The following is an 11,100-nucleotide window of genomic DNA, read 5'->3' as shown; positions in this document are numbered from 1 at the left end:
AATCACCTTCGAGGATGAGGCCGGCAAGGAGAACCAGTTTTTCCACGCCCAGAAGGACCAGACGACGCGGGTTCTGAATGACCGGACCAAGCGCATCGATCGGCATGAGGTCGCCTCGGTCGGCGGCAACCGCGCGGTGGAAGTTTCCGGCAACCAGAAACACGAGATCGGCGGCTCGGTAAACACCGTCGTCGGCGGCACGGGGCCGATGGCGATGATGGCGATGGCGGGTGTGCAGGCGCTCTCCGGGCAGACGGCGGGGCTGCTTTCGCAGGCCGCCCAGATCGCCGGCGGCGGTGGCCCGGGTGTCGCGGCCTTCGCCACCACGCTCGCCTCATCCACACTCGGCTTCCTCGGCGCAGGCGGTCTTTCCTCGCGTGAGGGTGTCGTCTCCGGCTCAAGCCCGCGTGCGGATGCGGGTACGGCGTTAGCCGGCTCCGGCTCGGGCGTCGGTTCCGATGCTTCGGGATTGTTTCCGCTGCCGGGCATCATGAACACGATCGTCGGGGCGTTCAAATCCGATAGCGTCGGTGTGGCGCGGGCTGAACAGATCGGGGTCAGCAAGGTTACGAATGTAGGCCAGACGTCGCTGGAGAGCGTCGGAAAGACAAAGAAGACAACCGTTGGAGAGCGTTACGAAATAAACGTTGGCAAAGCTATCTTTACGCAAACTGAAAATCACACGGTGATCGTTAGCGACAAGATAGTGCTTGCGGCACCGGGCGGCGTTATCGAGATCAACAAAAATGGGGTGTTTATCAAGGCAACCAAGTTCGAGGTCAAAGCAAACGCTGTGAACTTCAAGCGTGGCAGTGCCGGCAAAAGCACGAACAAACCTTTTGCTGAAGACTGCTCGAAGAAGTAGGAGTTGGCGTGGAACTCAATAGCGAGAAGAGGCAGGAAGTTCTTTCCAAACTTCGGGAGGAGCAGGGGAGTGGGGGAACTACTCGCCTTTATGCCGTTGTCGATGCGTCCCGGGCGCCCATGATTATTCCACCAGCACTTCAAGCCATGACGGACAAGGTCGCATGTCTTTACAGAGGCAATGCGCTTGAGGAGTTCGGGGACGATACGGCTTGGGTCGCAGAAATGACATCTGACGAAAGCGTATTGCAATGGCTTATCGATAAGGGCTTTGGCAAACGCTGGTCGATTTTTCTGCGAACGTCGCATGCATTGGAAGATGTCGTCCGGCATTTGAGGAAATTTACGATGGTCAAAGATAGTGAGGGGACTATTCACTTCTTTCGTTATTACGACCCACGAACGCTGCGCCAATATCTGCCAGTCCTGACATCAGAGCAGGCCGCCGTTTTCTTCAATGGAATTGAGTGTTTTTATTGTGAAAACGACCTGAAGGCGGGAGAATTCCTGAAGTTCCGCTTTGGAAATGGCATTGTACATCGTGAGATCGTTTTGCCTTCTGAAGACACGGGCCAGTCAAAGGCAGTTGAGAGGACATTAGCATGATCATTGAATTCGATCCGCGTCAGATGAATGCGATGCTGCATGATGACGACGATTTTACGAATTATTTCACCAGAGAGGTGATGCCAAAGCATCTACCCAGTTTCGCCGATATGGCGGGGTCGCCCCAGGCTGCCGAAATGACACGGTGGGGCAGGCGCTATGCGGAGCATTTCGGCTTTTCCGATCCAGTCTATCAAATTCACTTTGTCGTTTTGATGTGGCGGATCGGCCCGGATTTCTTTCTCTTCGAACCGTATAAATCCATCCTGGGAGACCGAAGCCAAACCGAGGAACAGCGCATCGAGCGTTGTAACCTTGAACCGACCATGAGCCAGGAAGGGAACGCGATCGCGCGGAGCGACAATGCCTTCTGGTTCCCGCAATATATGAAGAACAACATTCTCGGCGTCCCTTATGACGACATCGAGGAGGAGTTCGAGCGAGAGCGTGCTGCCAAGGCGAGAGACGTTCAATGAGCCAGCACCTCGATGACCTCGTCAATGTTCCTGACACGCGCGAGCTTGAACTGGCCCGTCGTGATCTGGACATGCTGAACCAGCGCTATACAGAAATCGCGAAAGAAGCGGGTTGGCTGGCTGCTTCGTCCGTTCCCGTAGTGGGTGGTGTTGTGGATGTTGCGAGCGCCATTGGAAACGCCTGGACTGGCAACTGGGCAGATGCCGGTCTGGATCTCGTCGGTCTCGTTCCCGTCTGGGGTGATGGGGCCAAGGCCGCTGCCAAAGGCACCAAGATTGCGCGGTATGCCGAAAAACTGATGAGCCAGGTTGCTGCCGCCCAGCGCAAGGTCAAGGCGCTCGAAGACCATGTACGAAAGTCGGCGGCGGCATCGAAATATTGGGCTTCCAAGCGCGGCGAAGCCTACCGCAAGCTTCAGGAAGATTTGAGAAAATGCAATACGAAGGCATGCCGTCAGAAAAAGATCGACGAATATAAGAATGGCGGCAAATACAAGAACATTCCACGAGAAGGGAAGTGGTCTGGAGAGCCGGGCAACAGCAAATGGTCCCCCGAGCCCGGATCGAATGCCGATAAAGCGCTGAAAGAATACGGTCAGGATGGGATTTCTTACAAAAACGGAAAACCCGATTTTTCACCATTCATGAAAAAAGGACCGGATGGGCAGCCGATTCAGACCCGCATATCCAATATGAAGGGCGACCTGGCAAGAGGGCCGGACGGCGACGTGGGCCAGGCCGTTGGTCCGCTCAAGGAAAGGTATGGCAGCTGGAGCAAGACTGCCGATGAAAATGGCTTTACTTGGCATCACAATGAAGACACATCCACGATGCAGCTGGTCGACTCGCGTATACATAATACCGGCCAGGGCGGCGGTGCCCACAGCGGCGGCGCTTCTGCAGTCAACGATCCTTCCTATTAGAACGGAGTTGTTCCAATGGTTGTCTTAAAAGATGCGGTTCAATTCCTGGAGGAGAACAGCGATTTTCAACGCGTTCCGGATACGACGTGGACTGACCGCGATTTCAGTCGCTTTACGGAACTTACCGGGCTGATCGTTCCGAAACAGCTGGAAGAGGTTCTGAGGCAATACGGTCACTGTGGAACCGAATACAACGATTCATTTCTGGTGGAATACGATGACGGCAGTCGGTCGGTACATGATGTGCAGGTGCTTGTTTCGAATTTCGATACCATCGTTTCGTGGCACGACACCTTTATTGCCAATTCCAGTTGGGAAAAACAGTTCACGCTCCCAATGATATTTTTTGGATCGGCGGATTCCGGACATGCTTATTTGTTGATGGATGGTAAAAATCCTGAAAATGGGGCTGTTTACTTCTGGGAGAGGGCGACAGACCCCTTTGGTACAGGAAATAACGCAAAAGGGATCGTCAAGCTGGCGGACAGTCTGCCGGAATTCCTGATCAATCTCTCCGCACCAGAAAACCTTTGATGGGTAACGAATATGCTTGGTCTACACGAAAAATGGCGGGCAACCTTTATTGAATCCTGGCCGGACGAAGTGTGCGAGCTGGGGTTACCCTTTGAGCAGTGGCTTGTCTCGGAGCAGGATCGTCTCGCCATAGGGAGCAGGACCGCGGCTTTCCGGGCTCTGTTCAGTGTAGATGAACTCCCTCAACTGTCAGATGAATTCCGCGTAGCCATTGATGCCAAAACCGCGGTTTTCAAAGAAGGCGCCCATTTTCGCTTTGGTGGATGCAGTTTCAAGCAGCCAGGACAATACCAAAAGGGGCCGATCTTCAACAGCGCCCAACTTATGTCTCATATATTGCGGGATAACCCCCGTGTGGCGGGACTTCTTGCAAGTTCACTTCAAGATAAATTTGACGTTTGCATGTTCATACGGCCTTGGAAAGACATTCCGAAATGGTCTGAGTTCAGGCTCTTCATGAAAAACCGGGAATTCCTCGGCGCTTCCCAGTATTTTCATACGGCTTTTTTTCCTGAGATAGAGGCAAATGCCAAATCCATCGCGGCAGCTCTGGTGGATTTTGCGGACCGTTTCAGGGAGGTCGCTCATATTGATGATGCTATCGTCGACATTTACCTGAAACCTGGCGATGTCGCCGGATTTGAAGCTGTGCTTCTGGATATTAACCCGCTCATCGTGCGGTCCGACCCGTGCCTTTTTCAATGGAGGAACGGGGGGGATTTTGACAGGGGGCTACGCTTCCGGGGCGGGAATAATCGAGTGCTCGCCATAGCACCGTTGCCTTTTGCTCGTGCGGCTTGATTTAGTTGAGAAGGAGGAGCCAATGACCGCCAGCCCAGTCTCCCTTAAAGGCCACATGCATGTCTGCCCCAAGGTCGATCCCGGCCCAAGACCGCATGTTGGTGGTCCCGTCATCTCCACCCAACAGAGTTTTGTTACGGTTGAAGGAACGCCGGTCGCAACTGTCGGTGATACCTGTTTGTGCACGGGAGTTCCGACGACCGATACAATTACTGCCGGCTCGTCCTTTGCCGCTATTGATGGAAAGAAGATAGTGCGGCAGGGTGATGCATGCGCGCATGGTGGAAGATTGGTGCAGGGAACCTCCTGGATCACGTTCGAGTAATCTGAAATTAGGGTGCCGTGACGACAATCTGCCTCATGCAATGGTTTGACTAGCGGAGCCTGTTTCTGCGTTTGCCAGCGGAAGTTCCGCTTCTAGTCGCCTGTCCCGAAAGAAACGCACCGACATCCTCTTCCCGAAGCGGCGGTGCATAGATGTAGCCCTGTACCAGCGTGGCGCCGAGGCCTTCGAGTGCGGTTAGCTCGGCTGGTGTTTCCACCCCTTCCACCACGCATTCCAGTCCCATGTCGCGGCTGAGGGTGAGGAGGGATTTCACGATTTTGTAGCTGGCCGGTTTTTCGTGCAGGTCCGTGACGAAGCTGCGGTCGATCTTGATCTTGGTCAGCGGCAATGCATGCAGTCGCGTCAGGCTGGAATAGCCGGTGCCGAAATCGTCCAGCGATATGCCGCAGCCGAGGCGGCGCAGCATTTCGACCGATTGCCTCACCTGCTCGAAATCATGGGCAAAAGCCGTCTCGGTAATTTCAAGGTCCAGCCGTCGAGCATCGAAGCTGCTGTTTTCGATGATGCCGAGCAGGGAAAGCACGCCCTCATGAGAATTGAGGTCCTGGGCCGAAAGGTTGAACGACAGGCGCAGTGAAGGTTCCCACTTGGCGGCGGAGGCGAGCGCCATCTTGAGAAGCGGCCGCGTCAGCGAACCGACGATGCCGGCTCGCTCGGCGATGGGGAAGAACTGGCAAGGCGGCACATATCCGAGAACCGGGCTGTGCCAGCGCGCCAGCGCTTCAAACCCTGCCGTCCTTCCGTCGCGTATATCGACGATCGGCTGGAACACCACCGAAAGCTCGTTCTCCATATCCCGCTGTTTGAGCAGGTGCTCGACGCGGGCTTCGATATTGATCTGCTTTTCGTGCTCCGCATCGAAGAGAACGGCGTCGCCACGCCGGGTTTTCTTGGCGTGGTAAAGGGCATAATCCGCCCTGTCGAAAAGCTGTTCGAGCGTTGAGGCGAGGTTTGGAAACACGGCAATTCCCATGGAAGCGGAAACATGCACGGTTCCTTCCGGCATATGGTAAGGCGCCCTCAACTGCTCGGAGATCGCATTGGCATTTGTGACGAGTTGCGCGTCATCCGGTATGATCGGAGCGACGATGGCGAATTCGTCACCGCCCAGTCGAAAGGCCCTGCTGGTTTTCAGATTGGCGGTGAGGCGTTTGCTGACATTGACAAGCAGCCTGTCTCCCACGGAGTGTCCGTAAAGATCGTTGACCGGCTTGAACCCGTCCAGATCGATCACCCCCAGCGCCAGCCGGGTTCCGTTGGCCCTGGCTTTCTCGAGCTCGGCCTCAAGGTGAGCGAAAAAAGCGCGGCGGTTGGGCAGTTCCGTCAGGCTGTCGATATTGGCAAGCAGCAGGTTTTCGTTGCTGAGCGCTTCCGTGCGCTGTTGTGAAATGACCATGCGCTCGAAATTGCGGTAGTTGGTCAGCAGAATGGACATCATGCCGGTGCAGACCAGCAGCACGTTGATGGCGATGGCAACAAATGTCGGTTGCTGCGACGCCAGAAAGAAGGCGATGAAGGCGCCATTGACGATGAGCGTCACCGTGAAGGCGGCCGAGCGCACATACATCAGACAGAAAATGCAGGAAATGACGGTAATCGCCATATAGAAGGCGACGTGGGATTGCGTATAGGCATCCCCATAGGGCACCAGCAGGAAAGACCAGAGCGTGAATGCCATGGCGATGCCGGCAGCGAGGCGATTTGTGCGCCGAAGGGCTGCATGCGCCACCCGCGGTTCGGGATCCATGCCGCGCGTCCTCCACCAGAAGGCGACCCTGAGCGTGCAGCCGAGTGTAAAGAGGGCGGGAACTCCAATGGTGAGCCAAGGCGGCGCCAATTGCATATGCGTCACGGCAAGCGCCCATGTGCTTGAAAGCAGGATGAAATACATCATCGGCATCTGTCTGGTGAAAGCGCGGTACTGTGCTTTCAGCAAATCAGGATTGTCGGACCGGACGGACATGAAGTCCTGCAGTTTTTGTGTGGCGGTCAGTATTTTCATTCATGGCTCTTCAAATACAGAGCGGCATTCGTAACATAATTCCCGTTACATCATTGGAAATACACAGGGTTAACCGACAGACAACTGCATCAACCGCAAGATGTAGGCGCTGTGTTTCGCAACATTCCAATGTTTTCAGTATTAAATGTTTCCTGCGGGGATATTCCTGATGGGGGAGGAAGCCCTTTGCTTCATGCCATGAGTTGCGCCGACTCCATCGAATTGGCATGATCGGCCCGCCCGCTTCCAATGTCCGTTAGCTCCCTTTCAACGCCCCTTGAAAAGTTTGAACGCGCGTGCAATATGAACGCGTGTTCAAACTTTGAAAAATGGTTCTTGCGCATGGATTCGATCCACTATCCCGATACATTGGCGGCGCGTGCCGAATTGTGCCGCAGCGTTATTCTTTCCGCCGGCGAACTGGTGCTGAAGGGTTTTCAGGGCGAGGCGACGCGCAGCTTTTCGATGAAGGGGCCGCAGGATTTTCTGACGGTGACGGATGCTGCCTCGGAAGCGCATATTCGCGGCGCGATCACGGCCGCTTTCCCGGAAGACAGTTTTTTCGGGGAAGAGGGCGGCGGCGAGATCGGTGAGCGCGTCTGGGTCGTGGATCCCATCGATGGCACCGCCAATTTTGCCCGTGGCATTCCGCATTTCTGCATCTCCATCGCCTATGTCGAAAACGGCCAGACCGAAATCGGGGCGATCTATAGTCCCGCCCTTGGTGAGCTTTATTTCGCCCGTCGCGGCGAGGGAGCGACGCGCAACGGTCAGCCGATCCGGACTGCGGAAACGGAGCGCTTCGATGCCGCTTCGATCGAGATGGGGTGGTCCACCCGTATCGCGAATACGACCTATCTCGATGTCGTCAGGAACCTGCTCGACATGGGCGCCAATGTCCGCCGCGCCGGCTCCGGCGCGCTGGCGCTTGCCTATGTGGCTGATGGCCGTTCCGATGGCTATCTCGAATTGCATATGAATTCATGGGATTGTCTTGCAGGGCTGCTACTCGTCAGCGAAGCTGGCGGCGATGTGTGCCCTTTTCTGGAGATCGGCAGTCTCAGGGAGGGCGGGCCGGTGCTGGCCGCAGCCGCCGGTGTTGCCAAAGGCGTCAGCCGGGCATCGAATATAGCGCTCGCCGCGCGGCAGCTGTCGGATCGTCCGCGGGCGGCATCGGCGTGATTTATGGCGGAGGCCCTTTTGCAGAGGGGGCCTCGTGCTTCATGCATTTGGAGGAATGAAATGGATGGACCCGTTTATGCCCGGCCTGCAATCAGCCTGATTGCGGAAGGGCTCGGCCCGCACAATGCCGCGCTTTACATTGGCGGCAGCGATGGTGCGAGCGATCTCGGGCTCCTGCGCCGGCATGGCATCACCACCGTTGTCAATTGCGCCGTCAATCTTGATATAAATCTCGTGCAGGCGGCGGAGGAAGAGGGCGACAGGCGCGCCGTGGGTTATGGCGATATCCGTTATTACAAGCTCGGCCTTATCGATGGCGAGGGCAGCCCCGACACCATGATGCTGGGCGCCTATTACATTCTCGACGGCGCGCTTCGCCAGACCATGCCGAAGCGGGAAACCTATCCCTTTGCCGATGGCGGCAATGTGCTCGTCAATTGCCGCAGCGGCCGCAGCCGTTCCGTCTCACTGGTGGCGCTTTTCCTGCACAAGCAGCAGCCGGATCTCTATCCGACCATCGACGATGCGCTGGCCGTGATCCGCACGAAACGGGAATTGCGGCCTGACGAATGGTTCGAGACGCCGAAACCGATGCTTTACGCCGCCGCCCGCCGTGCTTCCGACTGGATCGACATGGTCGAGGGCAGAAAGACCGCTCAACCATGCTGACACGCACACTTCCCTCCGTTGCCGTCATCGCCGACGCGCATTTTCATGACACGGCAGCCGATTTCGGATTTCCCGGCATCGAAATCGATGGTCAGCGTATCACCATGCGCAGCTGGTCGGATACGCGTGAATCCACCCGGGTTTTCAATGAAAGCGCCGATGCATTGCATGCGGCGCTGGAAGAGGTGCGGCAGCGCGGCATTCGCCATGTGGTGCTGCTTGGCGACTATACCGATGATGGCCAGCGGGTGACGACCGAAGCGCTGAAGAACATCCTGCAAAGCCACAGCGACGCCCACGGCACGGCCTTCTACGCATTGCCCGGAAACCACGATATTTTCGGCCCGCGCGGCCGGCACCATACCAAGGAGTTTTTGACGGAGAACGGCAAATGCCTTTCCGTTTCAAGCGATGCGCGGCGGGCCGGTGAGCGCGTCGTCGTGAACGACGGGATGTATTGCGAAGGCTATCCTGCAGGCCTTTGCCCTATGGCGGTTTTCGGTTATTTCCGCCAGCCGGATTATCTGCATTGGGAAACCCCTTTCGGTGTTTCCGATGCGCCGGAGGGCCGGCTGTACGCGGTGCGGTCGCCCGATGGGCGCAATGTTTACCGCCTGATGGATGCCTCCTATCTGGTCGAACCGGAGCCGGGCCTGTGGCTGCTGATGATCGACGCCAATATTTTCGAGCCGCTCGATGGTGAGTTCGAAGCGGGCGAGGAGGCGGCTTTCATCGACAGCACCTCCGGTGGCTGGAATGCGCTTTTGCGCTGCAAGCCCTTCCTCATCGACTGGATCGCTGATGTGCGCCGCAGGGCGGAGCTGCATGGCAAGACATTGCTCGGCTTTTCCCACTATCCGGCGCTCGATCCTTTCGATGGTGCAAGCGGTGCGGAAGGCGCCCTGTTCGGTGAAACCAATGTCGTGCGCCGCACGCCGCGCAAGGCGGTGGAGGATGCGCTGTTACAGGCCGGGCTTGCCGTCCATTTCAGCGGGCACCTGCACGTGGAAGGCGTGACCCGGCGCGGGGAGGGCGAAAATTCGCTCACCAATATCGCCGTGCCGTCGCTCGTCGCCTTTCCGCCCGCCTTCAAGGTCGTCCACCCGTCGCGGCAGGCAATCCTTGTCGAGACGGTGGAGATGGCCGCGCTGCCGGTCAATGGCCGCATTTGCGATGGCTATGCACAGGAAACCGCACTGGCGGGCGAGGCAAACGACGTAGCTTTTGCCGCCGGCAATTACGGTGAATTTCTGCTGGGCCACAAGCGGGCGCTGATCAGGCACCGTTATTTCCCCAAGGAATGGCCGGCCGAGGTCGTCACGGCAATAGCCGATAAAAGCGTTTGGGAGGTTCTCGGCCTGCTTGGAGGGGAAGGCCGATCCTCGCCTGATGCTGCTGTCCTCTCCTTGGACCTGCCGATATTCGAATTGATTGCCGACTGGTATTGCCTGCGCCAGGGCGCTGGCCTGGCGCTGCCGCACATCGCGCCGCAGCGGCTTTCCCTTTATCGAACGTTGGCGGAGCGCTTCGGCCGCGAGCCGGATCGTCACGATGGTTCGGTCGAAAGCTTTCTCGAAATCTTCTTCGGAGCCCTCGGCCTGTTTCTCGAGCGTGCCGAAAGCAGCCCGCGCGATCTGGAGCTTGGGCTCGCACCGCAGCGTGAACGGGTTGCGGTTTGACCTGAAGATTTTTGCCCGGAAGACATTTGGTCTAGCGTGCGGTGATGCGCTCGACCATGGAAACGGGCACGACGTGAAGCCGGGTTTCCGGCTCATCGCTGTCGAGCGCGGTCAAAACCTTCTCGGTCAGCGCGTCGAAAGACTGGGCAACGGTCGTCAGCTGGTAGCTTTTCCAGCCGGCCTGCGGAATATCGTCGAAACCGACAATCGAGATATCTTCCGGCACCCGGCGGCCCATTTCCAGCCGGGCGGCGTCCATGAAACCAAGTGCCAGCAGATCAGTGACACAGAAGGCGCCGTCGATGGTCCTGTCCGCGAGCAATTCTCGGCCGGCCTGATAGCCACTGTCATAGCTGGTGGGGCCGCCGCACCATGGAATTACCTGGATACCCTCCATGGTCATGCGCTCGGTGAAAGCGTTGACGCGGCGCAACTGCGCGGGCGTCTGGCTGCCGCTGGAGACAACCGCAACCTTTCTGCACCTGGCAGCTACAAGCCGCATGGCGGCCAGGTTGGCGCCGTGAGAATCGTCGCTCAGCACCATATTCGTATCGGTGCGGTCCAGATGCTGGTTGATGAGGATGAGGCGCACGCCATTGGCGATGCATTCGTCGATAATAGAGGCCGGAGGTTCACCGGAAAGAACGATGATGGCCTGCGCGCGGAATTCGAAGAGACGCTCGATGAGCGGCGCGATGTCCTTGCGCGCATCTGCCGCATTCAGCAGCAGGCATTGCAGGCCACGGCGCAGGAGACCGATGCTGAGGAAATCGAGCTGTTTCGAAATGAAGGGAGAACTGAGATTGGCCCCGACAACACCAACGAGGTTGGAGCGGTCGTTATTGAGGCCCTGCGCCAGACGGTTGACGCGATAGCCAAGTTCCTGCGCAGCTTTCAACACTCTGCGTCGGACGGCCTTGGATACGCTGCCGCCGGGAGTGAAGGTGCGTGAAACGGCGGAACGTGAGACACCCGCCTTTTTTGCTACTTCTTCGGCCGTTACGAACCCTTTCGCCAT

Annotated in this window: 12 protein-coding genes; 10 read left to right on the top strand and 2 right to left on the bottom strand. The window is 57.3% G+C overall.

Annotated elements, in window-relative coordinates:
- From ACQZ40_RS13320 to ACQZ40_RS13290, 7 genes are all read left to right on the top strand, one after another.
- A partial coding sequence (locus tag ACQZ40_RS13320) for a bacteriophage T4 gp5 trimerisation domain-containing protein (RefSeq protein ID WP_448748131.1) occupies nucleotides 1-865 on the top strand: 865 nt, incomplete at its 5' end.
- Nucleotides 866-873: 8 nt separating this feature from the next.
- On the top strand, nucleotides 874-1,470 hold the full coding sequence (locus ACQZ40_RS13315; protein WP_125146411.1) for a DUF4123 domain-containing protein: 597 nt from the start codon (nucleotides 874-876) through the stop codon (nucleotides 1,468-1,470).
- Entirely contained in the window at nucleotides 1,467-1,946 is a 480-nt protein-coding gene (locus ACQZ40_RS13310) for a hypothetical protein (RefSeq protein ID WP_433823986.1), read from the top strand. Before ACQZ40_RS13315 ends, ACQZ40_RS13310 begins: the two co-directional genes overlap by 4 nt.
- On the top strand, nucleotides 1,943-2,869 hold the full coding sequence (locus tag ACQZ40_RS13305) for an HNH endonuclease (protein ID WP_125146413.1): 927 nt from the start codon (nucleotides 1,943-1,945) through the stop codon (nucleotides 2,867-2,869). The genes ACQZ40_RS13310 and ACQZ40_RS13305 overlap by 4 nt, the downstream gene beginning before the upstream one ends.
- A gap of 15 nt (nucleotides 2,870-2,884) precedes the next feature.
- Complete coding sequence (locus ACQZ40_RS13300) at nucleotides 2,885-3,403, top strand: SMI1/KNR4 family protein (protein WP_125146414.1); 519 nt, start codon at nucleotides 2,885-2,887, stop codon at nucleotides 3,401-3,403.
- Between the two features lie 12 nt (nucleotides 3,404-3,415).
- Nucleotides 3,416-4,204 (top strand): cell division cycle protein 123 family protein, encoded by a 789-nt coding sequence (locus ACQZ40_RS13295; RefSeq protein ID WP_078053314.1) that lies wholly within the window; start codon nucleotides 3,416-3,418, stop codon nucleotides 4,202-4,204.
- Nucleotides 4,205-4,226: 22 nt separating this feature from the next.
- Nucleotides 4,227-4,529 (top strand): PAAR domain-containing protein, encoded by a 303-nt coding sequence (locus ACQZ40_RS13290; protein WP_078053313.1) that lies wholly within the window; start codon nucleotides 4,227-4,229, stop codon nucleotides 4,527-4,529.
- A gap of 49 nt (nucleotides 4,530-4,578) precedes the next feature.
- Here ACQZ40_RS13290 and ACQZ40_RS13285 read toward each other — a convergent pair whose 3' ends face one another.
- Nucleotides 4,579-6,552, bottom strand: a complete 1,974-nt coding sequence (locus ACQZ40_RS13285) for a putative bifunctional diguanylate cyclase/phosphodiesterase (RefSeq protein ID WP_448748130.1) — start codon at nucleotides 6,550-6,552, stop codon at nucleotides 4,579-4,581.
- Between the two features lie 342 nt (nucleotides 6,553-6,894).
- Here ACQZ40_RS13285 and ACQZ40_RS13280 point away from each other — a divergent pair, with 342 nt between their 5' ends.
- From ACQZ40_RS13280 to ACQZ40_RS13270, 3 genes are read left to right on the top strand one after another with little or no spacing between them, the layout of a single operon-like run.
- Nucleotides 6,895-7,734, top strand: coding sequence for an inositol monophosphatase family protein (locus tag ACQZ40_RS13280; protein WP_448748129.1), 840 nt, complete (start codon nucleotides 6,895-6,897; stop codon nucleotides 7,732-7,734).
- Between the two features lie 60 nt (nucleotides 7,735-7,794).
- On the top strand, nucleotides 7,795-8,403 hold the full coding sequence (locus ACQZ40_RS13275; RefSeq protein ID WP_078053311.1) for a dual specificity protein phosphatase family protein: 609 nt from the start codon (nucleotides 7,795-7,797) through the stop codon (nucleotides 8,401-8,403).
- On the top strand, nucleotides 8,397-10,082 hold the full coding sequence (locus ACQZ40_RS13270; protein WP_448748128.1) for a metallophosphoesterase family protein: 1,686 nt from the start codon (nucleotides 8,397-8,399) through the stop codon (nucleotides 10,080-10,082). Before ACQZ40_RS13275 ends, ACQZ40_RS13270 begins: the two co-directional genes overlap by 7 nt.
- A gap of 31 nt (nucleotides 10,083-10,113) precedes the next feature.
- Here the strand turns inward: ACQZ40_RS13270 and ACQZ40_RS13265 are convergent, their stop codons facing one another.
- Entirely contained in the window at nucleotides 10,114-11,100 is a 987-nt protein-coding gene (locus tag ACQZ40_RS13265; RefSeq protein ID WP_125146419.1) for a LacI family DNA-binding transcriptional regulator, read from the bottom strand.

This window comes from Agrobacterium sp. 16-172Ci (assembly GCF_053522725.1).
Note: the sequence above shows the minus strand (reverse complement) of the source record. Positions and strands in the feature narration are given on the sequence as shown.